27 protein-coding genes are annotated in these 24,485 nt (G+C 53.9%); 20 read left to right on the forward strand and 7 right to left on the reverse strand.

Going from position 1 to position 24,485, the window contains the following annotated elements; genetic code table 11:
• Window positions 1-56: 56 nt before the first annotated feature.
• The 9 genes from ABGA49_RS12935 (at window position 57) to hybG (ending at window position 7,106) form a co-directional block, all read left to right on the forward strand.
• The gene (locus ABGA49_RS12935) at window positions 57-344 is read left to right on the forward strand and encodes a DUF2623 family protein (RefSeq protein ID WP_088238404.1); all 288 of its coding nucleotides are present in this window, start codon (window positions 57-59) and stop codon (window positions 342-344) included.
• A gap of 241 nt (window positions 345-585) precedes the next feature.
• On the forward strand, window positions 586-1,704 hold the full coding sequence (gene hybO / locus ABGA49_RS12940) for a hydrogenase 2 small subunit (RefSeq protein ID WP_061493156.1): 1,119 nt from the start codon (window positions 586-588) through the stop codon (window positions 1,702-1,704).
• Between the two features lie 2 nt (window positions 1,705-1,706).
• Entirely contained in the window at window positions 1,707-2,690 is a 984-nt protein-coding gene (hybA, locus tag ABGA49_RS12945; RefSeq protein ID WP_061493157.1) for a hydrogenase 2 operon protein HybA, read from the forward strand.
• Complete coding sequence (gene hybB, locus ABGA49_RS12950; RefSeq protein WP_061493158.1) at window positions 2,680-3,852, forward strand: Ni/Fe-hydrogenase cytochrome b subunit; 1,173 nt, start codon at window positions 2,680-2,682, stop codon at window positions 3,850-3,852. The genes hybA and hybB overlap by 11 nt, the downstream gene beginning before the upstream one ends.
• Window positions 3,849-5,552: a hydrogenase 2 large subunit gene (hybC, locus tag ABGA49_RS12955; protein ID WP_061493159.1), complete on the forward strand. Its 1,704-nt coding sequence runs from the start codon at window positions 3,849-3,851 to the stop codon at window positions 5,550-5,552. The genes hybB and hybC overlap by 4 nt, the downstream gene beginning before the upstream one ends.
• Window positions 5,552-6,049, forward strand: a complete 498-nt coding sequence (locus ABGA49_RS12960; RefSeq protein WP_061493160.1) for a HyaD/HybD family hydrogenase maturation endopeptidase — start codon at window positions 5,552-5,554, stop codon at window positions 6,047-6,049. Before hybC ends, ABGA49_RS12960 begins: the two co-directional genes overlap by 1 nt.
• Window positions 6,039-6,515 (forward strand): hydrogenase-2 assembly chaperone, encoded by a 477-nt coding sequence (hybE, locus tag ABGA49_RS12965; RefSeq protein WP_088238402.1) that lies wholly within the window; start codon window positions 6,039-6,041, stop codon window positions 6,513-6,515. The genes ABGA49_RS12960 and hybE overlap by 11 nt, the downstream gene beginning before the upstream one ends.
• Window positions 6,508-6,846, forward strand: a complete 339-nt coding sequence (hypA, locus tag ABGA49_RS12970) for a hydrogenase maturation nickel metallochaperone HypA (RefSeq protein WP_061493162.1) — start codon at window positions 6,508-6,510, stop codon at window positions 6,844-6,846. The genes hybE and hypA overlap by 8 nt, the downstream gene beginning before the upstream one ends.
• Window positions 6,847-6,851: 5 nt before the next feature.
• Window positions 6,852-7,106, forward strand: a complete 255-nt coding sequence (gene hybG / locus ABGA49_RS12975) for a hydrogenase maturation factor HybG (RefSeq protein WP_061493163.1) — start codon at window positions 6,852-6,854, stop codon at window positions 7,104-7,106.
• Here the strand turns inward: hybG and fucR are convergent.
• The 4 genes from fucR to ABGA49_RS12995 form a co-directional block, all read right to left on the reverse strand.
• The gene (fucR, locus tag ABGA49_RS12980) at window positions 7,097-7,819 is read right to left on the reverse strand and encodes an L-fucose operon activator (protein WP_134318675.1); all 723 of its coding nucleotides are present in this window, start codon (window positions 7,817-7,819) and stop codon (window positions 7,097-7,099) included. The genes hybG and fucR overlap by 10 nt on opposite strands.
• A gap of 3 nt (window positions 7,820-7,822) precedes the next feature.
• Window positions 7,823-8,803 (reverse strand): sensor domain-containing diguanylate cyclase, encoded by a 981-nt coding sequence (locus tag ABGA49_RS12985; RefSeq protein ID WP_061493165.1) that lies wholly within the window; start codon window positions 8,801-8,803, stop codon window positions 7,823-7,825.
• Window positions 8,804-8,935: 132 nt separating this feature from the next.
• On the reverse strand, window positions 8,936-9,799 hold the full coding sequence (gene yghU, locus ABGA49_RS12990) for a glutathione-dependent disulfide-bond oxidoreductase (RefSeq protein WP_088238401.1): 864 nt from the start codon (window positions 9,797-9,799) through the stop codon (window positions 8,936-8,938).
• 69 nt (window positions 9,800-9,868) lie between these two features.
• Complete coding sequence (locus ABGA49_RS12995; RefSeq protein WP_061493167.1) at window positions 9,869-10,426, reverse strand: thioredoxin domain-containing protein; 558 nt, start codon at window positions 10,424-10,426, stop codon at window positions 9,869-9,871.
• A 187-nt stretch (window positions 10,427-10,613) separates the two neighbouring features.
• Here ABGA49_RS12995 and ABGA49_RS13000 point away from each other — a divergent pair, with 187 nt between their 5' ends.
• Together ABGA49_RS13000 and ABGA49_RS13005 are read left to right on the forward strand one after the other, a co-directional pair.
• Window positions 10,614-12,056, forward strand: coding sequence for a GGDEF domain-containing protein (locus tag ABGA49_RS13000; protein ID WP_347665633.1), 1,443 nt, complete (start codon window positions 10,614-10,616; stop codon window positions 12,054-12,056).
• Window positions 12,057-12,352: 296 nt separating this feature from the next.
• Window positions 12,353-12,865: a hypothetical protein gene (locus ABGA49_RS13005; RefSeq protein ID WP_245191449.1), complete on the forward strand. Its 513-nt coding sequence runs from the start codon at window positions 12,353-12,355 to the stop codon at window positions 12,863-12,865.
• Window positions 12,866-13,279: 414 nt separating this feature from the next.
• Here ABGA49_RS13005 and ABGA49_RS13010 read toward each other — a convergent pair whose 3' ends face one another.
• Window positions 13,280-13,507: a hypothetical protein gene (locus ABGA49_RS13010; RefSeq protein ID WP_061499753.1), complete on the reverse strand. Its 228-nt coding sequence runs from the start codon at window positions 13,505-13,507 to the stop codon at window positions 13,280-13,282.
• A gap of 337 nt (window positions 13,508-13,844) precedes the next feature.
• Between ABGA49_RS13010 and ABGA49_RS13015 the strand changes: the two genes are divergently transcribed.
• From ABGA49_RS13015 to ABGA49_RS13030, 4 genes are all read left to right on the forward strand, one after another.
• The gene (locus tag ABGA49_RS13015; protein ID WP_088238398.1) at window positions 13,845-14,861 is read left to right on the forward strand and encodes an iron ABC transporter substrate-binding protein; all 1,017 of its coding nucleotides are present in this window, start codon (window positions 13,845-13,847) and stop codon (window positions 14,859-14,861) included.
• 25 nt (window positions 14,862-14,886) lie between these two features.
• Window positions 14,887-16,461, forward strand: a complete 1,575-nt coding sequence (locus ABGA49_RS13020) for an iron ABC transporter permease (protein WP_347665634.1) — start codon at window positions 14,887-14,889, stop codon at window positions 16,459-16,461.
• A gap of 1 nt (window position 16,462) precedes the next feature.
• Complete coding sequence (locus tag ABGA49_RS13025; RefSeq protein ID WP_061493172.1) at window positions 16,463-17,497, forward strand: ABC transporter ATP-binding protein; 1,035 nt, start codon at window positions 16,463-16,465, stop codon at window positions 17,495-17,497.
• Between the two features lie 529 nt (window positions 17,498-18,026).
• Window positions 18,027-19,109, forward strand: a complete 1,083-nt coding sequence (locus ABGA49_RS13030) for a pectinesterase family protein (RefSeq protein ID WP_347665635.1) — start codon at window positions 18,027-18,029, stop codon at window positions 19,107-19,109.
• Window positions 19,110-19,148: 39 nt separating this feature from the next.
• On the opposite strand, the gene ABGA49_RS13035 is transcribed toward ABGA49_RS13030, so the two are convergent.
• A complete protein-coding gene (locus ABGA49_RS13035) occupies window positions 19,149-19,736 on the reverse strand; it encodes a flavin reductase family protein (protein WP_061493174.1) in 588 nt (195 codons plus the stop codon).
• A gap of 210 nt (window positions 19,737-19,946) precedes the next feature.
• Between ABGA49_RS13035 and ABGA49_RS13040 the strand changes: the two genes are divergently transcribed.
• From ABGA49_RS13040 to ABGA49_RS13050, 3 genes are read left to right on the forward strand one after another with little or no spacing between them, the layout of a single operon-like run.
• Entirely contained in the window at window positions 19,947-20,279 is a 333-nt protein-coding gene (locus tag ABGA49_RS13040) for a DUF1971 domain-containing protein (RefSeq protein ID WP_061493175.1), read from the forward strand.
• A gap of 10 nt (window positions 20,280-20,289) precedes the next feature.
• Entirely contained in the window at window positions 20,290-20,628 is a 339-nt protein-coding gene (locus ABGA49_RS13045; RefSeq protein ID WP_061493176.1) for a DUF1869 domain-containing protein, read from the forward strand.
• 16 nt (window positions 20,629-20,644) lie between these two features.
• On the forward strand, window positions 20,645-21,001 hold the full coding sequence (locus tag ABGA49_RS13050) for a DUF1971 domain-containing protein (RefSeq protein WP_347665636.1): 357 nt from the start codon (window positions 20,645-20,647) through the stop codon (window positions 20,999-21,001).
• A 10-nt stretch (window positions 21,002-21,011) separates the two neighbouring features.
• Here ABGA49_RS13050 and ABGA49_RS13055 read toward each other — a convergent pair whose 3' ends face one another.
• Complete coding sequence (locus ABGA49_RS13055; RefSeq protein ID WP_061493178.1) at window positions 21,012-21,881, reverse strand: LysR family transcriptional regulator; 870 nt, start codon at window positions 21,879-21,881, stop codon at window positions 21,012-21,014.
• A gap of 107 nt (window positions 21,882-21,988) precedes the next feature.
• On the opposite strand from ABGA49_RS13055, the gene budA reads away from it, so the two are divergent.
• A complete protein-coding gene (gene budA / locus ABGA49_RS13060) occupies window positions 21,989-22,768 on the forward strand; it encodes an acetolactate decarboxylase (RefSeq protein WP_061493179.1) in 780 nt (259 codons plus the stop codon).
• Window positions 22,769-22,789: 21 nt separating this feature from the next.
• Entirely contained in the window at window positions 22,790-24,469 is a 1,680-nt protein-coding gene (gene alsS / locus ABGA49_RS13065; RefSeq protein ID WP_061493180.1) for an acetolactate synthase AlsS, read from the forward strand.
• Window positions 24,470-24,485: the final 16 nt, after the last annotated feature.

Genomic DNA, 24,485 nt, shown 5'->3' on the forward strand with positions numbered 1-24,485 from the left:
TGCCCCCATTAAAGATCGATATATAATTTTTTATATAGCGATTGAGGGGAGTAGCGATGGACAACCATTTTGGTAAGGGTTTGATGGCCGGGTTGAATGCGTCACAGGCGGATAGCGCCAGTAACGTGGCGCATTTCTGCCCGGATTATAAGCGTGGTTTTGTACTCGGGTTTTCGCATCGCATGTTTGAAAAAACCGGCGATCGTCAACTCAGCGCGTGGGAAGCAGGCATTCTTACGCGTCGTTACGGGCTGGATAAGGACATGGTGATGGACTTCTTTCGCGAGAGCCACTCCAGCACTGTGATCCGATTTTTTATGGCGGGTTACCGCCTCGAAACCTAAAAATAAGCTTTGCTCAATGTAGTTCTCTTTAGTGAAGGTCACTTTTGTCGAGGGTGGCTTTCATTTTTTTTTGTCGTTTTGTGCCCACAAGCCCCTATTTCTTTTGTGCCTACTGTGAACCGCATCAACTTTTTGCATAATACCCTTGTTTTTTATGTGATTAATTGTCGGGGCGATCGCAGCATTCTGTTCCCAAAGGGGAGGAGAATAATCCTAGTCCAGGCTAAGGGATAACAAGTAAATGGCAGGAGAGAATCAACATTTTGTATCACAGGGTGTGAGCCGTCGTGATTTTATGAAGCTGTGTGCTGCGTTAGCGGCCACCATGGGATTAAGCGGCAAGGCTGCTGCTGAGATGGCGGAAGCCGTCAGTCATCCTCAACGTCCACCGGTTATCTGGATTGGCGCACAGGAGTGCACCGGATGTACCGAATCGCTGCTTCGCTCTACCCACCCCACTGTTGAAAACCTGGTACTGGAAACTATTTCGTTGGAATACCACGAAGTGCTTTCTGCTGCCTTTGGTCATCAGGCTGAGGAGAACAAACACCGCGCGCTTGAGCAATATAAAGGGAAGTATGTGCTGGTGGTTGACGGCTCAATCCCGATGAAAGACGGCGGGATTTACTGCATGGTGGCTGGCGAGCCTATTGTGGAACATATCCGTAAAGCGGCAGAAAACGCGGCGGCGATCATCGCCATCGGCTCCTGCTCCGCCTGGGGCGGTGTGGCCGCGGCGGGCGTCAATCCTACCGGTGCGGTAAGCCTGCAATCGGTGTTGCCGGGTAAAACCGTGATCAACATTCCAGGCTGTCCGCCGAACCCGCAAAACTTCCTCGCGACGGTGGCGCACATCATTACCTTTGGCAAACCGCCTGCGCTGGATGCCAAAAACCGTCCTGCTTTTGCCTATGGTCGGCTGATCCACGAGCATTGCGAACGCCGTCCGCACTTTGATGCCGGACGCTTTGCGAAAGCGTTTGGCGATCAGGGCCATCGTGAAGGCTGGTGCCTCTATCACTTAGGCTGTAAAGGGCCGGAAACCTACGGTAACTGCTCCACGCTGCAATTTTGCGATGTGGGCGGCGTCTGGCCAGTGGCGATCGGTCACCCCTGTTATGGTTGTAATGAAGAAGGCATTGGCTTCCATAAAGGCATCCATCAACTGGCGCATGTCGAGAACCCTACGCCGCGGGCAGAGAAACCCGATGTCAACCTGAAAGAGGGGGGCGCGGTTTCGGCAACGGCCGTTGGTCTGCTGGGCGGCGTAGTGGGTCTGGTGGCGGGCGTAGGCGTTATGACGGTGCGCGAGCTGGGGCGTCAGCAAAAGAAAAACGACGCTGACTCACAGGGAGACTAACCGTGAACAGACGTAATTTTCTAAAAGTGGCGTCCGGCGGGGCGTTGCTGGCGGCAGGCTCGTCGACGAGTTTTGCCGCCGCAGAGAACCGCCCGCCGATCCCCGGCGCGCTGGGCATGCTCTACGACTCCACGCTCTGTGTGGGGTGTCAGGCTTGCGTGACCCGTTGCCAGGACATCAATACCCCGCAACGTAATCCGCAGGGTCAACAAACCTGGTCCAACAACGACAAACTTTCGCCATACACCAATAACATCATTCAGGTCTGGCATAGCGGCAGCGGGGTGAACAAAGATCGCCTCGATGATGGCTACGCCTATATCAAAAAGCAGTGCATGCACTGTGTGGATGCCAACTGTGTCTCTGTTTGCCCGGTTCAGGCGCTGAAGAAGGACAGTAAAACCGGCATCGTCCATTATGACGCCAGCGTCTGTACCGGTTGCCGCTACTGCATGGTCGCCTGTCCCTTCGATGTGCCGAAATACGATTACAACAATCCGTTCGGTGAACTGCACAAATGCCAGCTCTGTAACCAGAAAGGCGTTGAGCGTCTGGATAAAGGCGGATTGCCTGGCTGTGTGGAAGTCTGTCCTGCCGGTGCGGTGATTTTCGGCACGCGCGAAGAGTTACTGGCGGAAGCCAAAAAACGCCTCTCGCTAAAACCGGGTACTGAGTATCACTACCCCCGGCAAACGCTCACCTCCGCCGACACCTATCAACACACTGTCGCCAGCTACTACCCACATCTGTACGGTGAAAAAGAGGGGGGCGGCACACAGGTGCTGGTGCTGACCGGCGTGCCTTACGAGGTGCTGGGGTTACCAGCGCTGGATGATCTGGCGACCGGTGCCCGTTCGGAACATGTTCAGCATACGGTGTACAAAGGCATGATGTTGCCGCTGGCTGTGCTGGCGGGGCTGACGGCGTTGGTACGTCGACATACGAAGAATGAGCACCATGAAGGAGGCGACGATCATGAGTCATGATCCGCAACCGTTGGGCGGCAAGCTGTTCAGCAAGCCAATACTGCTTTTTGCCCCGCTGATCGTGCTGTGCGGGATCTTTATCCTCAAGCGTCTGATCTTCGGCCTGGGATCGGTTTCGGATCTTAACGGTGGTTATCCGTGGGGGATCTGGATCGCTTTCGATTTGCTGATCGGCACCGGTTTCGCTTGCGGCGGCTGGGCGCTCGCCTGGGCGGTATATGCCTTTAACCGTGGCGACTACCATCCACTGGTGCGCCCGGCATTACTGGCCAGTCTGTTTGGTTATTCGCTGGGCGGTTTGTCCATCACCATTGACGTCGGGCGTTACTGGAATCTGCCCTATTTTTACATCCCGGGGCACTTCAACGTGAACTCGGTCCTGTTTGAAACTGCCGTCTGTATGACGATTTACATCGGTGTGATGGCGCTGGAGTTCGCGCCCGCGCTGCTGGAGCGGTTGGGCTGGAAAGTGTCGCTGCGGCGGCTGAATAAGGTGATGTTTTTTATTATCGCTCTTGGCGCGCTGCTGCCCACCATGCACCAGTCTTCGATGGGCTCTTTGATGATCGCGGCCGGGTACAAGGTCTATCCGCTGTGGCAAAGCTACGAAATGCTGCCGGTCTTCTCCTTGTTGACCGCGTTTATCATGGGCTTTTCGATCGTCATCTTTGAAGGTTCGCTGTTGCAGGCCAGTCTGCGCGGTAACGGGCCGGATGAAAAGCGGCTCTTTACGAAGTTAACCGGGACGTTAAGCGTTCTCCTGGCGCTGTTTTTGCTGCTGCGCGTAGGGGAAATCACCTGGCGCGACAAGTGGAGCTACGCCTTTGCTGGGGATTTTTACAGCCTGATGTTCTGGCTGGAAATCGCACTGCTGATGTTCCCGCTGTTGGTGCTGCGCTCGGCGCGTCTGCGTACTGATTCCCGTGTTCTGTTTATCGGCGCGTTAAGCATGCTGTTGGGATGCGCTCTGTGGCGACTCTCCTATTCGCTGTTAGCGTTTAATCCCGGCAATGGCTATCACTACTTCCCGGCCTGGGAAGAGATATTGATTTCTATCGGTTTTGTGGCAATTGAAGTCTGTGCGTACATCTTACTCATACGTCTGTTGCCGATTATTCCTCCGTTACAACGACAAGAACGTCATGAGGCGAGTAAAGCATGAGTCAACGAATTACCATCGATCCGGTGACCCGTATTGAGGGTCATTTACGCATTGACTGCGAAATTGAAAACGGTGTTGTATCCAAAGCCTGGGCATCAGGCACGATGTGGCGCGGTATGGAAGAGATAGTGAAGAACCGCGACCCGCGGGATGCATGGATCATTATGCAGCGCATCTGCGGCGTCTGTACGACGATTCACGCTATTGCCTCTGTCCGTGCCGTGGAAAGCGCACTGGATATGAACGTTCCGGTCAACGCCCAGTATATTCGCAACATTATTCTGGCCGCGCATACTATCCACGATCATATCGTGCACTTCTACCAACTCTCGGCGCTGGACTGGGTTGATATCACGTCTGCGCTCAATGCTGACCCGGCAAAAGCGGCGAACCTGCTGAAAGGGCTCTCTGACTGGCCGCTGAACAGCGAAAACACGTTTAAAGAGGTGCAGGACAAAATCAAAGCGTTGGTTGCCAGCGGTCAGTTGGGGATTTTCGCCAATGGCTACTGGGGACATCCGGCCATGAAGCTGCCGCCGGAAGTGAACCTGATTGCCGTCGCGCACTATTTACAGGCGCTGGAGTGTCAGCGTGATGCCAACCGCATCGTCGCCTTGCTTGGCGGGAAATCGCCGCATATTCAAAACATGGCGGTGGGCGGTGTTGCCAACCCGATCAATCTTGACGGCATCGAAGTGTTGAATCTGGAACGGCTGATGTACCTCAAGTCGTTCATCGACAAGCTGCAGGCCTTTATCGAACAGGTTTATAAGGTCGATACCGCCGTGATTGCGGCGTTCTATCCGGAGTGGCTGGAGCGTGGTAAAGGCAGCGTCAATTACCTGAGTACGCCGGAGTTTCCGACCGACGGTGAAAACGGCAGTTTCCTGTTCCCTGGCGGTTACATCGAAAACGCCGATCTCAGCACCTATCGGGCCATCACCGCATACAACGATCCGTTTATGGTGAAAGGCATTCAGGAGGGCGCGAAACACGCCTGGTATAAAGACGAAGCGCCGCAAGAGCCATGGCAAGGGACGACGGTGCCGAATTACACCGGCTGGCAGGAAGACGGGAAATATTCGTGGGTGAAGTCACCGACTTTCTACGGCAAAACCGTGGAAGTGGGGCCGCTGGCCAATATGCTCTGTAAACTGGCGGCGAAGCGCGAATCCACGACCACCAAACTCAATGAAATTGTGGCGATCTACCACAAACTCACTGGCAAAACGTTGGGAATAGAGCAACTGCACTCTACGTTGGGCCGCATTATTGGTCGTACCGTGCATGCCTGCGAGCTGCATCAGGTTGCCAGCCAGCAGTATCAGGCGCTGGTCGACAACATCGGCAAAGGCGACATGACCACCTTTGTGAAGCCGGATATTCCCGCCAGCGGCGAGTTTAAAGGTGTAGGCTTCCTCGAAGCGCCGCGTGGCATGCTCTCGCACTGGATCGTGATCAAAGACGGGACTATCAGCAACTACCAGGCTGTCGTGCCATCGACGTGGAACGCCGGACCGCGCAACGTGAATGACGAAGCCGGTCCCTACGAGCAGTCGCTGGTAGGCACGCCGATTGCCGATCCGCAAAAACCGCTGGAAGTGGTGCGCACCATTCACTCTTTCGACCCTTGTATGTCCTGCGCCGTACACGTGCTGGACGCAGAGGGTAACGATGTGGTGTCGGTGAAGGTGCTGTAATGTCGATCTTAGTGTTGGGGGTGGGCAATATTTTGCTCACCGATGAGGCAATCGGCGTACGGGTGGTGGAAGCGCTGGAGCAGCGTTTCCACCTGCCGGAACAGGTCGAGGTGCTGGATGGTGGCACCGCTGGCATGGAGTTGCTGAGCGCGATGGCGAACCGCGATCATCTGATCATTGCAGACGCCATTGTCACGCGCAAAAGCGAGCCTGGCAGCGTCATCTGCCTGCGCGACGATGAAGTGCCCACGCTGTTCAGCAATAAAATTTCCCCGCACCAACTGGGATTGTCTGATGTGCTGTCCGCGCTGCGCTTTACCGGCGAGTTTCCGGCGAAGCTGACGCTGGTCGGTGTCATTCCGGCCTCACTGGAGCCGCATATTGGTTTGACGCCGATCGTTGCTGCAAGTATCGATACGGCATTACAGGCGGTGCTGGATGCGCTGGCGGAGTCTGGTGTAGTCCTGACGCCCAGGGAGGTTCAGCATGCAGAATGAAATCTCTGGTTTTGACGCCTCGCCGCACAGCGAGGTGCAGGCTGCTTTTGCTGCCGTGGCCGCAGGTGAGATGCACGATTTACCTTTTGTGCATCCACACATGCCGGTCTCGGTGACGCCCTTCACGCTGTTTGAGGGGCAGTGGATAGGTTGTGTGATAACGCCCTGGATGCTGAGTTTGCTGATTTTTCCCGGTCCGCAGCAATGTTGGGTACGTCGCAATGTTGGCGAGCGTATTGGGCTGCGATTACCCTATGGCGAAATGACCTTTACCGTTGGCGAAATGCCCGCCCTTGCGCAGTATCTGAGCTGTTCGTTAATGTCACCATTAGCGCGGGAACTGCGTGCGGAACAGGGGGCCTCGCTGGCGCATGATTGCCTGAAAATGGCACTCTCCCTGCCGGTGAGCGAGTCGGTGAGTCGCCGAGCGTTGCTCACCCGGCTGAAGGACGCCCGGCATGCATGAGTTATCGCTATGCCAGAACGCGGTGGAGATCATCGAACAGCAGGCCAGGCAAAACGGCGCCAGCAAGGTGACCGGTGTGTGGCTGGAAGTGGGCGCGCTGGCCTGTGTGGAGGAGAGTGCGCTGCGTTTCGGCTTTGATATCGCCTGCCGCGATACCCTTGCTGAAGGGTGCGCGTTGCATATCCTCCATAAACCCGCGCAGGCATGGTGCTGGAATTGCAGCCAGTCGGTGGAAATTACCCGCCATGATGAGTGCCCTCTCTGTCACTGCCCAACGCTGCATATTGAGCACAGCGAGGGCGTACAGATCAAAAGTATTGAAGTGGAGTAAGTAAGATGTGTATAGGCGTACCGGGCCAGGTCGTGGCCGTGGGCGACGATTTTCATCAACTGGCGCAGGTGGACGTCTGCGGCGTGCGGCGCGAGGTCAATATCGCCCTGGTGTGCGAAGATGATCCGCGTGCGCTGCTCGGGCAGTGGGTACTGGTACATGTGGGGTTTGCCATGAGCCTGATTGATGAAAATGAAGCGCAAGAGACGCTTGCGGCGTTGCGCAATATGGAGCTGGCGGATTTTGCCCCTCAGCGATGAGGCGTGTCGGTTTTTACATCGGTGATCATTTGCGTCACCAGTGACAGGTTGCCGATTTTTACTTCGCTGGCGCGGTAAAATTTGCTCTTATCGATCAGTAGCAGCGATTGCTGCGCCCGGCGTAACAACTGCGCTTTAAATGCGGCGTTATGGCGGGTGGAGTCCCACATCTCGCCCGCCGCATCCACCCCCTCGCAGGAGAAGATAAACAGATCGATCTCCAGCGATTTCAACAGGCCCGGCAGCGCCGGATTGACATAACAACGCTCGGCGCGATCCAGTTTCCCACCTGAACAGACCAGCGTGATGTTTTGCCGTCGGACGATCTCCTGGCATACCGGCACGCTGTTAGTAAAGACGGTAAGGTCGATATCCGGCAACTGCCGCGCAAGATGAAAACAGGTGGAGCTGGCATCCAGCGCCAGCGTCATCCCCGTATCGATCCAGTTCAGCGCATGGCGGGCAATATCGGCTTTATCCGCATAATGGCTTTTCAGCCTGCTGCGAAACGGCTCGCTGCTTTCCTGCTGCGGTGAATGCAGCATCCGTGCGCGACCATGGCGACGCACTATTTTCCCCTGGGTTTGCAGCGCATTCAGATCCCGGCGGATGGTTTCGATGCTCACGTTCAATTGGGTAGCCAGCGCCGCAGTCGTGAGGGTGTCATAGCGGGTGAGGAGTTGCACAATCGTCTGCTGGCGAGCGGTTTTCATCAACTATGCTCCGGCGCAAGCGGAAAGGGAAATCAGTGTCTGGCCGAGAGCCGCACCGTTTTTCCCGGTATGCTTGATGTGATACATCGCCCGATCGGCGCGTTTCAGCGCGTTGATGAAATCGTCGTCATCCTGCGCTTCATCAATGCCAATTGATGCCCCAACCGACGCCTCTCCGTTATCCAGTTCAAAGGGCGTCAGCGCCGCGCGCAGGCAAGTATGCGCGGTGCTGTTAATCAGCAGGCTGGTAAGCGGAAACGGTAACAACAGAACAAACTCATCGCCGCCGAGACGGCCGACAATCGTTCCTTCCGGGCAGGCATTGCGCAGACGCTGGCTCAGCTGGATCAGCAGTTCGTCGCCGCTACGGTGACCGAAGGTGTCGTTAACCGCTTTAAAATCATCAAGATCGATAAAGGCTACGCACACTGGCCCGCTAAGCTTCAACTCATCAAAGTGTTGCAACAGCGCGTGACGATTTGCCAGCCCGGTGAGCGGATCGTGGTTCGCCAGCGCCGAGAGTTGCTCCTCATACTGCTTCTCTTTGGTCATGTCGATATGCGTACCGGTCACTTTTAGCGGTGAACCGTTGGCATCCCACTCCGTTACGCGGCCTCTGTCGAGCACCCAGGTGACGGTGCCGTTTTTATGCTGCATGCGGTGCAGGGCTTCATAAAACGGGGTCTTGCCGTGCAAATGATCGTAAAACGCGTCCAGCACGCGCTGGCGGTCATCTTCATGTAGATGCTCACGCCAGACATCAAAATGGGCGCTCAACTCTTTGGGTTGATACCCAAGCATCGAACCCCAACGGCGGTTGTAGATGATCAGCTTGCCACTGGGAACATCAAGCTGCCACAGGCACAGCCCGGTACCGTCCAGCGCAGCGCTGAGTTTATTGCGCGCATCACGCGCTATCCGCACCAGCCGGGCGTTATGCTTTTTCAGATTCTGGATCTGCTGTTTGAGCGCGATGTCGGACATGGGGGCCGGCTACAGGTAAATAAAGCGCATTCTTACCAGTTATTCTGGTCGTGTAAATATGATGTGAAAAAAACAGTGGAAGGTAATGGAGAGCGGGAATAAACCGGGCGGACGACCGCCCGGTGCAGAAGATTATGCCTGACGCTTATCTTCTGTGTTGGTATCGAAGTCGCTGGCGTCATGGCGCTCATGCAACTGTTCATGCGGCTCGCCGAACGTACGGTTAACGATCCGTCCGCGTTGTACCGCCGGGCGCGCAAGGATCGCTTTCGCCCAGCGTTGTACATGAGTGTAGATGCCTGCATCGAGAAACTCTGCGGCGTTGTAGACATTACCCAGCACCACATTGCCATACCACGGCCAAATCGCCATATCGGCAATGGTATACTCATCACCGGCGACAAACGGATGGTTAGCCAGTTGCTTATCCAGTACATCCAGTTGGCGTTTGGCTTCCATGGTAAAGCGATTAATAGCGTACTCGATTTTCACCGGCGCATAGTTATAGAAGTGGCCGAAACCACCACCGAGGAACGGCGCAGAGCCCTGTAACCAGAACAGCCAGTTCAGGGTTTCGGTGCGCCCGGCCGGATCGTTGGGCAGAAAATGGCCAAACTTTTCTGCCAGATACAGCAAGATTGCCCCGGATTCAAATACGCGGGTTGGCGGCGTGGTGGAGTGATCGCGCAGCGCCGGGATCTTCGAGTTCGGATTCACCTCAACAAAACCGCTGGAGAACTGATCGCCCTCGCCAATGCGAATTAACCAGGCGTCATACTCAGCCGCAGTAACCCCTTTCTCCAACAGCTCTTCCAGCATGATGGTCACTTTCTGGCCGTTTGGCGTACCCAGCGAGTAGAGTTGCAACGGATGTTTGCCCACCGGCAAGGTTTTCTCATGCGTCGGGCCGGAGATCGGACGGTTAATATTGGCAAATGCACCGCCGCCGGATTTATCCCACGTCCAGACTTTAGGTGGCTGATAGTTGTCTGACATATTGGTCTGCCTTTTGGTTGATCTGTTGAAGCGTTATTGGAATGGGTTGCTCATCAGTGTAGCAGCGTCTCAGGCGAGGATACGCTGCGCCCAGACGCCGATGTCATCGCCGCTGCCGAGATCGGCCTGTACCAGCCCGTTAACCATAAAGGTCGGGGAGACATGAATGCCGTTCTGCCGCGCATATTTGCTATGCCATTTGATTTCGGTTTGCAATTCCGGCCTGGCAAATGCCGCCGCCAGTTTCACTCCGCTATACTTCTCAATACGTTCAATAATTTGCTGTGGCGTGGTATCCATATTCGGGCCGCTACAGTGGTCCGTGAATTCGAACTCTTCTCGATGGTCCGCTACTGCTTTCAGTACGCTTCGCGCAGCGGCTTTGCCTTCCGGCAGTGTGGAGGCAGCAAGGATGCAGCGCACAATCACGCCAGAGAACATATGCCACGGTTGCGATTGCAGGCGGATTTTGATGGTGACCTTCTCTTCGCCCACTTCGTTGAGCAAGGCGTCCAGCTTGTTAAATGCGCGGACGGAGAAAGGGCAGGTCGGTTCAAGGAACACCTCGAACGTGCGTGGACCGTGGCCCCAGCTAAGCGGATCGGCGTGTAAAGGTTGTTGGCTCATTATCACTCCTGGTATGTGACGTTTTTATCGTCTCTGAGAATAGCAGGATGCGATAGACGCGGGGAGTACGCTTTGTGCTGGATGCGGTTAACCTCTCTTACAGTGCTTTCTTATTGAAATAAATGAGGTATTCGGTTTACTAACGGTAACAGGCGATGGTGAAAAGGAACTAAAGAGGGCGGAGATTATGTGTCGTTACCTCGTCAGACTGTGTGTGCTCTTTTTCGCGGTATATCTCGTAAGTGACTGGGGGTTAAACTTTCGCCCTGGCAACAATGTTTCTCTATTCTGGCCTGCTAACGTACTGGCCTTCAGCCTGTTTATTCACTTCCGTTTACGTCGTCGCCATGTGGGGCGACAACTGTTGCACAATGCATTGCTGACCGTTATCAGTTATAGCGCGATGCTGGTGGCGGCTCTCAGTTTTGAAGACGGGTCGGGTATTGAGCAGAAGGTTATCTACTGCGCGTTCAATATCGGCTTTTATCTGCCTGCCTGGTTGTGCTTTATTTACTGTTTCCACAGCCGTTTTCTACAGCGAAGCACGTTCACCGGCAATGCCGTTCTGGTGATGACTATTCCGGTGGTGGCTGGCGCGTTCTGCTCGGCGGCGGTGTTCGGCCTTTGGCTATGGGCGACAAACAGCGCTGATATCTACCAACTCATGCGCGGCTGGTTCAGCGAACAACTCAGCACAGGTATCATCTTTGTTTGTTTTTTTATTCGGTTCAAGGCCATTTTCCGCACCGTGCGGCGGCAATTACACCGTGGTTGGCAACAGCTACGCCAGCAGGTATTGGTGATCGTTTTTTTAGTGTTTGTGCTGCTATGTGTCCTTTTTTCCGGCACTGAGATGGTGGCGTTGATCCTCTTTCCACTCGCCTGGTTCGCTTTGCGTTACTCCTTTAAAACGACCGTTGTACTCTGCATGCTTACCGGCGTGGCGTTGAATTATCTCTATGCTGTCAGGTTGCTCGAGCCTGGCACGGGCGTCACCCAGGCGGATCTTGATGCCATGCTCAATGCGTTTCGCCTCAATCTCTCAATATTGATCATGGCTATATTAATGGTTTCACGGGTGGTCTCTGCCAATAAAATTCTGCTTAAACGCATTGAATCGGGCAGCAGTCGCGATGTGTTGTCCGGCGCATTGAATCGCCGCGCTTTTCTGGCGCAGCTTTCCCGGCTTTGCACAGAGCGAGAAGGGCTGGCCCACCGGGAAGTGGCCATCCTGTTTCTTGATATCGATAACTTTAAAAAGATCAATGACATTTACGGCCACTCGACGGGCGATGATGTTATTCGTCATTTTGTTGCCCTGTTGAAAAAGCAGATGCGGCAAAATGACCTGATCTGCCGCTGGGGAGGTGAAGAGTTTATTATCGCTGCGCTGGACCTCAGCCCACCCGATGCCCTGTTACTCGGCGAGCGGCTGCGTGCCTGGGTTGCGCTGACGCCGGTTAAAGTGCCGGGTGCCGCGCCACTGAGCTTTACCACCAGTGTGGGTATCAGTGCCTTTCGATGCGGGCTGGGCGAAAACATCCATCTGGCGATTAACCGGGCCGACGAGGCGCTGTACGAGGCCAAAAAGCAGGGCCGTAACCGTGTGAAAATGTACCCGCCGTCGTGAACATCATGCCCTGATCATCTGTAACAATCAGCCATTAACGTCGCTCTTTGCACCGCGATAAATTAATTAATCTGACTTAAATGATATTTTTCATGCTGCATCTGATTTAACTGAAATTAATATAATATATAATGATGGGTTGCTTATTTTAATTTCTTATGTCAATCATCTTTTGTCAGCATTATTTGTTATTAATATGTTTTAACTGCCTGTCGATAATCGTTATGAGGATCTTTCTCGACTCACCAGGATGAGTCATTCGTCGCAAATTATCTGGTTAACGAGTAGCGGAGATAATGATGCAGGAGATTCAGGCGATTCAGGCAAGCGCGCACCTTGCCAGCACAAAAGAGACTATCACGCATAAGATTGAAACGGCGAATAGCACCGGCATCAGTATCGGCACCAGTACTGAACATGGCGCTGGCAAACAGTCGTATCAGGATGACAGCACCAAAGTGACGCTCTCCTCTCGTGCAGAAAACCACAAATCTTTAAAAGAAGTTCAGGCTGAGCAAGAGGCTCAGGAAAAGAAAAAAGTGGAAAATCATCAGATTGATTATTCGCTGGCGATGTCCGGTATTCCGCAATATGGCGGGCGACTGGTTACGATCGTGAAATATCCTGATGGCCGAACGGAAATGATCGATGCGTTTTCCGGTAAAAAAGTCACACAGCAGGATTTAGAGCAGGCGGAGATGGCGAAAAAAAATAGCCAGGTCGCTCAGCAACAATTGGAAAGTAAACCTAAAGTCGAGACATTGCCAAATGCGATGCCCGGCGAGTCAGAACTGACGGATATGCAATAAATAGTTGTTCTAATATCCGTTATTTTTAAGTGGGTATTTTCTTTTTTGCATGTAACGCAATCAGTTGATTATCTGCCGTTCTTTCATCTGCTTGCGAGAAAATATATCTTATATTGTTGTTGCGAATAACGTCGCCATTCTGATATCTGTTTGGCTTAAGTACGTTAATGATAGGGTGAATTTTCAGCGGTTCGTGAGCTGAGGATATCGGCTATCTTTTGCCAGGTTATCTGGCGTTGGCCATAAAATCTGTCTGCCATTTCCACAGTGGAGAAAGAGTCCGCAACACCGGGTATGCAAACCAAAGGTATGTCATGCGTACATGAAGAGAGATGTCGTCACCTCGTTTCATCCGGATGGGGAGCAGGTGTACGTGTATTTTTCTTCAGGAGGGGGGAACGATTGACACAGGTCCTAACGCTTCGTTTTGTTATGCTTCTCTTTATATTCAGCAATTGCGTCGTTGATACTATCTGTGGCGATGGAGTCAACCTGCTGGTCTTCTAAAAAAACCTCATAATGTCCTGATACGTATTTAAAGGTGAATATTTTCCCCTGATAACGCACGCGTTTTTCTTTAACCGACAAGCCCCTGTTGCGCATAGCCACTTTTGCTAATGTATCTATCTTTTTATTTTTCATAATTATTTTACTTACCTGTGCAGGCTGCTTCGCGATGTCTGATATTAAGCTCACTCTGTATGATGTTAATTTGTTATCCTCAAAAAGGAAAGAACAGGGTGGCAGATAGTGGCTATTAATAACAGTTGAAATATTTTTATTATCTTAAGGTTATCTTAATATTTACAGTATCTTGCAACGGCTAACCGGACGCTTTCTTATTTTTCTCTTTTATTCATATTAAATTTTAAACTTTTCTGGTGATAATAGTTTTGATTCTCATTTCATTTCCGCTACGATTACACTCCAGCCTCGTCTGTAGACGTTCGCTATTAAACCAATGAAAAAAGGAATGAAGATGAAGAATCGCTTTTTGCCTTTCTGTTCGCTTGCACTGGTCATCTCTTCGGTTTTAGCCGCCCCCGCTGCACTGGCGGCGGATAACGATGACGGTATCGTTGTTTATAACGCGCAACATGAAAACCTGACCAAAACCTGGGTTGATGAGTTCACCAAAGAGACCGGTATCAAAGTCACGCTGCGCAACGGCGGCGATACTGAGCTGGGTAACCAGTTGGTGCAGGAGGGCAGTGTCTCTCCGGCGGATGTGTTTCTGACGGAAAACTCCCCGGCGATGACGTTGGTGGATAATGCGAAGCTGTTCGCACCGTTGGATGCCGACACGCTGAAACAGGTGCCTGCCCGTTTCCGCCCTGCGCATGGTCGCTGGATTGGCATCGCTGCACGTAGCACGGTGTTTGTCTACAATCCGTCCAAAATTAGCCATGCGCAGCTCCCGGTATCGCTGATGGATCTGGCGAAACCAGAATGGAAAGGCCGCTGGGCGGCTTCCCCGTCAGGCGCGGATTTCCAGGCCATTGTCAGTGCTATGCTGTCGCTGAAAGGGGAAAAAGCCACACTCGACTGGCTGAAAGCCATGAAAACCAACTTTACACCGTACAAAGGCAACAGCACGGTGATGAAAGCGGTGAACGCCGGGCAGATCGATGGCGGCGTGATCTATCACTATTACTACTTTGTTGATCAGTCCAAAACTGGCGAAAACAGTAAAAACACCCAGCTTCACTACTTCAAACACCAGGATCCTGGCGCATTTGTCAGCATTTCTGGCGGTGGCGTGCTGGCATCCAGCAAACATCCGAAACAGGCGCAGGCGTTTATCAAGTGGATCACTGGCAAAACCGGTCAGGATATGCTGCGTACCAACACCGCATTTGAATATGCCGTGGGCGAGCATGCTGCTTCCAACGAAAAATTAGTGCCGCTGGATCAGTTAGATGCACCTGCTGTTGAACCATCCTCCCTGAACAGCCAAAAAGTCACAGAGTTAATGACCGAAGCCGGTCTGCTGTAATTGATTGCATAACCATGAGCGCTTTATGTCCAGTTTAACGCTTCCGGCGGCAACCGCCGCGGCCAGCCAGACCACGCGTCACCGTCCCCCGGTGGTGTTAGTGGTGTTAGCCCTTTTTGTCGCGTTGCTTGCTTTACTTCCCGTGGGGTTTGTTATCGCTGTGGGAATCGACACCGGATGGGAGAGCGTTAAAGCGCTCATTTTCCGCCCCCGCGTGGGCGAACTGGTGAGCAATACCTTTCTGTTGGTCGCCATTGCCGTGCCTGCCTGCGTGGTCCTTGGCACGGCGATCGCGTGGCTAACCGAAAGGACCTCGCTGCCAGGCCGACGGCTATGGTCGGTTCTGGCGGTCGCGCCGCTGGCCATTCCCGCATTCGTGCAAAGCTATGCGTGGGTCAGCGTTGCGCCTGCATTTAATGGGCTTTGGGCGGCGGTTTTTATCTCCGTGCTGGCCTATTTTCCGTTTATCACTATGCCGGTGGCCGCCGTGTTGCGCCGACTGGATCCGGGGCTGGAAGATGTGGCCGCCTCGCTGGGAACACCGCCCTGGCTTATCTTTTTCCGCGTCGTGTTGCCCCAACTTAAGCTGGCGCTCTGCGGTGGTGCGCTGCTGGTGGCACTTCACTTGCTGGCGGAATATGGCCTGTTTGTGATGATCCGTTTCGACACCTTCACCACCGCCATTTACGACCAGTTTCAGTCCACTTTTAGCGGCCCGGCGGCGAATATGCTGGCGGGCGTTCTGGCAATCTGCTGCCTGGGGTTACTGTTACTGGAAAACGCTGCGCGCGGCAGCGCTCGCTATGCCCGTGTTGGCGCTGGCGCGGCGCGTAAGCAGCAGCAACATGAATTGGGCGGCTGGGGCCGTACGTTGGGGCTGTTAGTGTGCCTTTGCGCCGTGATCCTGTCGCTGGGCACGCCGCTTGTCGTGCTTGCCCGTTGGTTATGGTTAGGTGGGGTCGCCTGCTGGGATAATGCCGATTTGTGGCTTTCTCTGCACCAGACGCTTTTTCTGGCGCTTTGCGGCGCGGTAATCACCACCGCTTTTGCGCTCCCAACGGCCTGGCTTAGCGTACGTCATCCGCGCCCTGCCTTTCGCCTGCTCGAAGGCTGTAATTACATTGCCAGCTCGCTACCGGGAATTGTTGTCGCACTGGCACTGGTGACGGTGACCATCCATTACGCCCGGCCGATTTACCAGACCGAAGTGACGCTGTTTCTTGCCTACGTGCTGATGTTTATGCCCAGAGCGCTGGTGAATCTTCGCGCCGGTATTGCACAAGCGCCGGTTGAGCTGGAACGTGTAGCGCAAAGTCTTGGTACAACACCCGCCAGAGCACTGCTCAGCGTAACGTTACGGCTTGCGGCGCCGGGCGCGGCGGCCGCTGCGGCGCTGGTATTTCTTGGCGCGAGTAATGAACTTACCGCGACGTTACTGCTTTCACCGCTTGGCACCCGTACACTGGCGACGGGGTTCTGGGCGCTGACCAGCGAGATTGATTATGTTGCAGCGGCGCCTTATGCCGCGCTGATGATCCTGATTTCACTGCCGCTGACCGGCCTGCTGTACAAGCAATCACAAAAACTTTCAGGTCTTTAAGATGTTAGAACTCACGCATATTTCCAAAACATTTGGCGCCGTACGGGTACTGGACGATGTCAGTCTGACTATTCCACCTGGCAGCCGTACGGCGATTGTCGGGCCGTCCGGCTCCGGTAAAACCACGTTGCTGCGCCTGATAGCCGGGTTTGATGCGCCGGACAGCGGCCAGATTATGATGCAGGGAAAGCCGTTATTCGCCGACGGGCAGTGTGTTCCGGCCCATCAGCGCCGCATTGGTTTTGTACCGCAGGAAGGCGCGTTATTTCCCCATCTTCGCGTGGGGGAAAACATTGCCTGGGGATTGCGTGGCGCGCGCCAGGCGAAGCGCGATCGCGTGGCGGCCTTGATGGCAATGGTCTCTCTGGATGCGAAACTGGCCCGACGCTGGCCGCATGAGATTTCCGGTGGGCAGCAACAGCGTGTGGCACTGGCCCGTGCGCTGGCGCAGCAGCCCGCAGTGATGCTACTGGATGAGCCTTTTTCGGCACTGGATACCGGCTTGCGGGCGGCGACCCGTAAGGCCACGGCAGAACTGCTGACGCAGGCAGGTGTGGCGTCGATTTTGGTGACGCACGACCAGAAAGAAGCGCTCTCCTTCGCCAGCCAGATTGCGGTTATCCGCCACGGGCGTTTTACTCAGGTGGGGTCACCGTTTGAGGTCTATTCGCAACCTACGGATGAAGAAACTGCGCTGTTTTTAGGGGATGCGTTGATCCTCCCTGCGGAGGTCGCTGAGGGTAAGGCGCGTTGCCTGTTAGGTGAGGTGGCGGTCGACAGTGCCGCGGTGTGCGGTGCAAAACGGATCATGTTGCGTCCGGAGCAGATCCGCGTTCTGCCTTGTGACAATCAGCAGGCGGCCCCACAAGCGCAGATTGTCGGGATCGATTTTGCCGGTTATCTCTCTTCGCTGACGCTGCGCTTCGCACAGAGTGGTGAATCCCTCAGTTTGCAAACCGTGACGGATGCTGCCTGGTCGCCAGGTATGCAGGTCAATGTGCAGATCACTGGGCCTGCACGCGTGTTTGCTCGTTAATCTGAAGCCCGGCGTTCGCCGGGTTTTTTTCGATTGTGATATTTTTGAATTCGATCTCAAAACTGCGTTTCGTTATGTGTAAAACTTCGTTTTGTTTGTATCTCTATAAAAATAAGCACATATTTTTGGTCGGACTTCTGGCCGGATCCGCTTGGCGTCATCCGGCATTTTATTGAGCCTCATTTTCCAGGAACAGACACGCAGGATGACATCGGCGAGCTATCGCCGGGAGCCCTTGTTTCGGGAGAATGACAATGCAATACCTCTTGGGATTAAGCACCGTTATCTTGCCTGCCGGTAATGGCGGGCCATCAACATGTCTGCGCAGTGATGCTCCTCGCGCCCCTTGCATGGCTTCACTGCGGCTTACCCTGCAAAAAGATCGCGTGAATATCGCGCATATCACCCCCGTTAACCGACCGACTGGTCTCGGAAGTGGAAGCCGTTGCATCAATTGTCACCGCGCAGAGCCGTCAGACGCCAGAATTGAGCGCGCGTGCTGACAGGTTAAAACACGAAGGAGAGTCTGATGAAAACACTGTACTGTTCCGCGTCCGCGTTGCTATTAGCTTGCATAAGCGTTTCCGTCCAGGCGGCGGAGTGGAACGCCGTGGTCTCTGTTTCACCCAAGGCTGGCGAGTTCGCCACGATTCGCCAGGCGCTGGCGGCCGCACCGGACAGCGGCACGCCGTGGCGTATTCTGATAAAAGAGGGGCGCTGGAATGAGCGGCTGGTGATTGAAAAACCCGTCACGCTGGTAGGGGAGTCGAAAACGCTAACCCAGATTGAAGCCAACACACCCGCCGGGGCGTTAGATGATAGCGGGCAGAAGTTAGGCACCGGGCGTACCAGCACCGTTGAGATCCGCGCCAATAACGTGACGATTGAGAATCTGACCATCCGCAATAGCTTTGATTTCCCGGCCAATGCGGCGCTGCCGGATGGCGATGCGAAGAAGCTGAAGGATACCCAGGCTGTGGCGTTAATGGTGTCGGAAAATGTCGACAAAGCGCGCTTCCGTCATGTCCGGCTGGAAGGGTACCAGGACACGTTTTACAGCAAGAGCGGCAGTCGCAGTTATTTCACTGATTGTGAGGTCAGCGGGCATGTCGATTTTATCTTTGGCCCTGGCATCGCTGTGTTCGATCGCTGCGAGATCATTGCCCGTAACCGTAACGACACTGCCCCGCCGTATGGCTACATCATGGCTCCGGCCACACAGGCGGATGAGAAGTTTGGCTTGTTTATCATCAACAGCACGCTGAGCAAAGAGGCGGGCGTACCAGCGAAAAGCTTTGCGCTTGGGCGACCATGGCACCCAACGACGCAATTTAGCGACGGGCGTTATGCCGATCCGAACGCGATCGGTCTGGCGGCCTTTATCAACTGCGACATTGACGATCATATCTACGGTTGGGACAAAATGTCCGGCAAAGACAAAGCGGGGGAGAAGATCTGGTTTTATCCTGAAGATAGCCGCTTTTACGAGTCCGCAAACCGCGGGCCAGGGGCCGGGCAGGGAGGCGAAAGATATCAGCTAAGCGCAGCCGATGCTGCACAATATTCTCTCGCCGCCATCTTCGCCGATTGGGATAAAGGGTTGCTGGAGTAAACGCGTTAAAGCCCCCGGTTGCGGGGGCATTAAGCCGGGTCAGTGACCGTATTTCACATTAAAACCCAGTGCGCTGCCGACGGTGTCGTACTCGCGGAAATTGAAAATCAGCGGCTTCCATTTGGTGGAATCCACCATGCCGTTTTCCCCCAACAGATGATCGTCAACCCACAGGTTAACAATATCCAGCTCGGCGAGGATAAAGCGCCCTTTATCGCTGGTGCTCACTAACCGACATTCGGCCTGAATCGGGCATTCTGCAATGCGCGGCGGTGCGACGTCCACGGATGCTTCGGCGTGCAGTCCGCTTTTACTGAATTTATCGTGGCAAATCTCAACGCCCCATTTGGTTTGTGCTTCCGACAAGGTATCACCGCCGGTCAGTCTGCCAATTTGCTCGACTTTCTCCCACTGGGTGTGATCGGGAATATTAATTACGGCATCGGAACCTGCCATCAAATTATGCCAGGTTTTACTTCCTTTGCTGATGCCAATAATCAGCTTTTCGCCAAGGGAAATAGAGGATGAAGCGGCGGAAATATTTGTGTTGCCATTACTATCTTGCGTGGTAACTAAAAATACAGGGAAGCCATAATAAAATGAATTCAACTTTGATTTGTTTTTCATGATGTCTTTGATACCTTTTTTAAACAATCTAATGACTATTTTTCCCCCTCGATAGCATGTTTTTCAATAACCCTTTCTGAGTACTGAAAACCCATAAAAATAACCACTAAAAAAGTGGTCCACAAATTTATAAAACAGGCATATGATATGCAACATATGTTTTTTACCTTCCCGGCAGGCGCCGTTTGCTGAGAACCATGAGGATGAAACATGCAACGTATTGCGATACCCGTGGACTATGTCCACACCCGCACCACACCGTTCTGGACCAAAGAGACCGCGCCGGCGTCCATCTGGAAACGTCATCTTGATGCCGGTACCCGGCAGGGCGTCTATCCACGACTCAGTGTTCTACAAGGGGCGATCCGCTATTACGGCTACGCCGATGAAACCAGCCCCGAGCCCGTGGAAACGCTGACCATTAACGCCGGAGAATTTGGTGTATTCCCGCCGGAGAAATGGCACAACATTGAGGCATTATCCGATGACACGATATTCAGCGTGGATTTCTATGTTGACCCGAAAATTTTGATTGAAGGTTGAGGTATTCATTATGACCATTGAAAATAAAGGTTATTCTTTAGCGGTATCTAACCGCAGCAACAATGAAACCGAAGAAAAAGTGTATCTGAAACCGATGTCGTTATATGTTCCGGATGTGGCAGTCCAGGCCGTAATGGAACTCGTGGCACGGCTTTCTGAAGCTAAAAATAATGCCAGTGAGATTGTCCTGACGGTAACCAATAACAATAACGGTGTATCCGTAGATAAAGATTTTACCAGTATTAATGAATTAAAAGACCCGCTAAACGCTGCCGATTCGGTTAAAGAGCTGATTAATATTGTGCGTGGCTACGAATCCGATGAAGAAACCAACGTCTGCGGTTGGTAATACCGAGGAGGTTCTCATGGCATCAGGTATTCCTGTGCATTTTCGCCACACCCGCTCCACCCCGTTCTGGACGAAAGAGACGGTGCCGCATGCGCTGTTAACCCACCACAACACCCAAAAAGGCGTGTACGGCCGGCTATCGGTGATGCAGGGAGCAGTGAAATATTTCGGTTTCGCGAATGAGCATGACACCACGCCGGAAAGTGAAGTGGTGCTCGAAGCAGGACACTTTGGCATCAGTCCGCCGCAGTACTGGCATCATATCGAACTGCTGACGGACGATACCTATTTCAATATCGATTTCTTTGCCGATCCCAATGAAGCGTTAGAAGGCAAAGGCATCGGGCAGGTGGTGAACACCCGGCACGGCTAACGCGCCGGGGTTAAAAGTTGTCGATAAAGCGCCGCACGGCGGGGGAACGTTCAAACTTCCGCCATGCCAGCGCAATATCGGTCTTCAGCGTCTCTTCCATTTGGTGAAATGTTACCTGCGGATGGCTGATGCACGCCATTGACTGGGGAATGATGGCAAAGCCAAAGCCTGCCGCCACCATGCTCAAAGACGACGCGAATTGCGATGCCTGCTGCTGAGCGTCCATATTGATGCCCGCGCGCAGGCAGGCGTTATACACCAGCTCGTAAAGCCCCGGCGCCACCTCCTGCGGAAAGATCACCACCGGCGTTTTTTGCAGCTCAAACAGCGATAATTCTGTTTTGGCGGAGAGCGGGTGCGTGTGGTGCAGCGCAATAATCATCGGTTCTTCATCAATCAGCTTCAGATTGAACGACTTGCTGTTCTCGCAGGGCAAGCGGACAAACGCCACATCGATCAACCCCTCATCCAGTTCCTGCATCAGCGTCGCCATATTGTCCTCTTTCTGGTAGAGCGACACCTGCGGGTAGTCGTCTCTGAACCTTTGCAGTACCGAAAATATTTTGCCGTGGAAAGCGTTAGAGCTGGTCACTCCCAAATAGAGTTTGCCATTGATTCCCCGGGCAATGCCTTTGGCTTTTTCCAACGCGGCATCGCTCAGCGCCAGGATCTGGCACGCGTCTTCATAGAAAGCCTCACCGGCTTCGGTCAGTTCCACACCGCGCGTCAATCGGTAGAACAGCGGCGTGCCCACTTCCTCCTCCAGACGACGGATTTGCTGACTTAGTGGCGGCTGGGAAATTCCCAGCACTTCGGCGGCACGGGTGAAGTGTTGTGCCTGCGCAACGGCAACAAAATAGCGTAGATAACGAAGTTCCATATCGAAAACATCTCAAACCCTGATGCTTTGTATATTGGAATCCCCGGCTGAAGCGAGTCAATATTTTATCAGCTTTTCTGAACGACTACTCAGCGAGGGAAAAGAGTATGACTCATGTAAATGATTGTTGTTGTGAGGAAAATCTACGAGAAACATTTCGTGCTTTTTCCAGAAACAATCCAAATGGCGTGATATATCAAACATCGCTAATGAGTGCGCTGCTCAGCGGGGTGTATGAGGGGGAGACGACGATCAAGGCGTTGCTCGACCACGGTGATTTTGGGCTCGGTACTTTTAACGAATTGGACGGTGAGCTGATTGCTTTCAACAGTGAAGTTTATCAGCTGAGGGCGGATGGCAGTGCGCGGGAGGCGAGCCCGCAGCAGAAAACACCGTTCGCGGTCATGACCTGGTTTTTGCCACAGTACCGCCAGCAGTTTGATAAACCTGTCAGTCGGCAGCAACTGCACGACATCATCGATAAACAGATCCCGTCCGACAATCTCTTTTGTGCACTGCGCATTGATGGCCATTTTTGTCACGCCCATACCCGCACGGTTCCGCGCCAGACGCCGCCCTACCGCGCCATGACCGACGTGCTCGACGATCAACCGGTGTTCCGCTTCAACCAGCGTAGTGGCGTACTGGTGGGATTTCGTACACCGCAGCATATGCAGGGTATCAACGTTGCGGGTTACCACGAGCACTTTATTACCGACGATCGCCGCGGTGGCGGTCACTTGCTGGACTACCAGCTGGAGCACGGCACGCTGGCGTTTGGCGCCATTTACAAGCTGATGATCGATCTGCCTGCGGATGATGCCTTCCTGAACGCCGATCTGCATCCGGACAATCTGGATGCCGCCATTCGTTCCGTGGAGAGTTAAGCCCATTTCAAGGAGAGACTGATGAGCAGTGAAAATCGTACACACCAGTGGGCGCACGGCGCTGATATGATTGTGGGCCAACTGGAAGCTCAGGGCGTCAAACAGATCTTTGGCATTCCCGGCGCCAAAATCGATAAGGTTTTTGACTCCCTCCTCGATTCAACCATCCGCATTATCCCGGTGCGCCATGAAGCCAATGCGGCATTTATGGCCGCGGCCGTCGGGCGAATTACCGGCAAAGCGGGCGTGGCGCTGGTCACCTCCGGGCCGGGATGCTCTAACCTGATTACCGGGATGGCGACCGCCAATACCGAAGGGGATCCGCTGGTGGCGATTGGCGGCGCGGTCAAACGCGCCGACAAAGCCAAACTGGTGCATCAGAGCATGGACACCGTGGCGATGTTTAATCCCGTCACTAAATACGCCGTGGAAATTTCGTCGCCGGATGCCATCTCCGAAGTGGTGTCGAATGCGTTTCGCGCAGCCGAACAGGGAAGGCCAGGCAGTGCATTTATCAGTGTGCCGCAGGATATCGCCGACCAACCGGCAACTGGCGATATTCTTCCCGCCAGCGGTGTTCTGCAACTTGGCGCCGCGCCTGACGCCGCCATTGACGAGGTGGCAAAACGCATCGCCGCCGCGCAAAACCCGGTGTTTTTGCTCGGACTGATGGCCAGCCGGCAGGAGAACATTAGCGCGCTGCACCAGTTGCTGGAAAAGAGCCATATCCCCATTACCAGTACCTACCAGGCCGCCGGGGCCGTCAATCAACAGCACTTTACGCGTTTTGCCGGGCGTGTTGGCCTGTTCAATAACCAGGCGGGAGATCGGTTGCTGCGGCTGGCGGATCTGATTATCTGCATCGGTTACAGCCCGGTGGAATATGAACCGGCGATGTGGAATACCGGTGAGGCAAAACTGGTGCACATCGATGTGCTCCCGGCTTATGAGGAGCGCCACTACGTGCCGGACATTGAACTGGTCGGCGATATTTCCGCCACTCTGAGCAAACTGGCGGCGCGCATCGAAAAACCGCTGGTTCTCTCGCCGCGGGCCTCGGAAATTCTCATTGAACGTCGCAACCAGCGTGAATTGCTAAGCCGCCGGGGGGCGCAGCTGAGTCAGTTTGCGATCCATCCGTTGCGGATTGTGCGGGCTATGCAGGACATCGTGAATAACGACGTTACGCTGACGGTAGATATGGGGAGTTTCCATATCTGGATCGCCCGTTACCTCTACAGTTTCCGCGCCCGTCAGATGATGATTTCCAATGGTCAGCAGACCATGGGCGTCTCGCTGCCATGGGCGATCGGCGCCTGGCTGGTCAACCCCGGCCGGAAAGTGGTCTCCGTCTCCGGCGATGGCGGTTTCCTGCAATCCAGCATGGAGCTGGAAACCGCTGTACGTCTGGGCGCGAATATCCTGCACATCATCTGGGTGGATAACGCCTACAACATGGTGGCTATCCAGGAAGAGAAAAAATACCAACGGCTCTCCGGCGTGAATTTCGGCCCGGTGGATTTTAAAGCCTATGCTCAGGCGTTTGGCGCGGCCGGTTTTGCTGTGGAGAGCACTGCGGAACTGGAACCAACGCTGCGCGCCGCCATGGATATCGATGGCCCGGCAGTGGTCGCCATTCCGGTGGATTATAGCGACAACCCGCTGCTGATGAGCCAGCTCAATCTTAATCAGATTCTGTAAATAACCAGGAAAATGC

Source organism: Kosakonia sp. WA-90 (assembly GCF_039871955.1).
Classification (GTDB): Bacteria; Pseudomonadota; Gammaproteobacteria; order Enterobacterales; family Enterobacteriaceae; genus Kosakonia; species Kosakonia oryzendophytica.

Coding starts and splice junctions, on each gene's coding strand:
- ABGA49_RS13010 (WP_061499753.1), bottom strand. CDS start 13,507: ATGAAAAATAAAAAGATAGATACATTAGCAAAAGTGGCTATGCGCAAC.
- hybB (WP_061493158.1), top strand. CDS start 2,680: ATGAGTCATGATCCGCAACCGTTGGGCGGCAAGCTGTTCAGCAAGCCA.
- ABGA49_RS13025 (WP_061493172.1), top strand. CDS start 16,463: ATGTTAGAACTCACGCATATTTCCAAAACATTTGGCGCCGTACGGGTA.
- ABGA49_RS13045 (WP_061493176.1), top strand. CDS start 20,290: ATGACCATTGAAAATAAAGGTTATTCTTTAGCGGTATCTAACCGCAGC.
- ABGA49_RS12995 (WP_061493167.1), bottom strand. CDS start 10,426: ATGAGCCAACAACCTTTACACGCCGATCCGCTTAGCTGGGGCCACGGT.
- ABGA49_RS12960 (WP_061493160.1), top strand. CDS start 5,552: ATGTCGATCTTAGTGTTGGGGGTGGGCAATATTTTGCTCACCGATGAG.
- budA (WP_061493179.1), top strand. CDS start 21,989: ATGACTCATGTAAATGATTGTTGTTGTGAGGAAAATCTACGAGAAACA.
- yghU (WP_088238401.1), bottom strand. CDS start 9,799: ATGTCAGACAACTATCAGCCACCTAAAGTCTGGACGTGGGATAAATCC.
- fucR (WP_134318675.1), bottom strand. CDS start 7,819: ATGAAAACCGCTCGCCAGCAGACGATTGTGCAACTCCTCACCCGCTAT.
- ABGA49_RS13020 (WP_347665634.1), top strand. CDS start 14,887: ATGTCCAGTTTAACGCTTCCGGCGGCAACCGCCGCGGCCAGCCAGACC.
- ABGA49_RS12985 (WP_061493165.1), bottom strand. CDS start 8,803: ATGTCCGACATCGCGCTCAAACAGCAGATCCAGAATCTGAAAAAGCAT.
- ABGA49_RS13035 (WP_061493174.1), bottom strand. CDS start 19,736: ATGAAAAACAAATCAAAGTTGAATTCATTTTATTATGGCTTCCCTGTA.
- ABGA49_RS13015 (WP_088238398.1), top strand. CDS start 13,845: ATGAAGAATCGCTTTTTGCCTTTCTGTTCGCTTGCACTGGTCATCTCT.
- ABGA49_RS13030 (WP_347665635.1), top strand. CDS start 18,027: ATGAAAACACTGTACTGTTCCGCGTCCGCGTTGCTATTAGCTTGCATA.
- ABGA49_RS13040 (WP_061493175.1), top strand. CDS start 19,947: ATGCAACGTATTGCGATACCCGTGGACTATGTCCACACCCGCACCACA.
- hybO (WP_061493156.1), top strand. CDS start 586: ATGGCAGGAGAGAATCAACATTTTGTATCACAGGGTGTGAGCCGTCGT.
- hypA (WP_061493162.1), top strand. CDS start 6,508: ATGCATGAGTTATCGCTATGCCAGAACGCGGTGGAGATCATCGAACAG.
- ABGA49_RS12935 (WP_088238404.1), top strand. CDS start 57: ATGGACAACCATTTTGGTAAGGGTTTGATGGCCGGGTTGAATGCGTCA.
- ABGA49_RS13055 (WP_061493178.1), bottom strand. CDS start 21,881: ATGGAACTTCGTTATCTACGCTATTTTGTTGCCGTTGCGCAGGCACAA.
- hybG (WP_061493163.1), top strand. CDS start 6,852: ATGTGTATAGGCGTACCGGGCCAGGTCGTGGCCGTGGGCGACGATTTT.
- ABGA49_RS13050 (WP_347665636.1), top strand. CDS start 20,645: ATGGCATCAGGTATTCCTGTGCATTTTCGCCACACCCGCTCCACCCCG.
- hybE (WP_088238402.1), top strand. CDS start 6,039: ATGCAGAATGAAATCTCTGGTTTTGACGCCTCGCCGCACAGCGAGGTG.
- alsS (WP_061493180.1), top strand. CDS start 22,790: ATGAGCAGTGAAAATCGTACACACCAGTGGGCGCACGGCGCTGATATG.
- hybC (WP_061493159.1), top strand. CDS start 3,849: ATGAGTCAACGAATTACCATCGATCCGGTGACCCGTATTGAGGGTCAT.
- ABGA49_RS13000 (WP_347665633.1), top strand. CDS start 10,614: ATGTGTCGTTACCTCGTCAGACTGTGTGTGCTCTTTTTCGCGGTATAT.
- ABGA49_RS13005 (WP_245191449.1), top strand. CDS start 12,353: ATGATGCAGGAGATTCAGGCGATTCAGGCAAGCGCGCACCTTGCCAGC.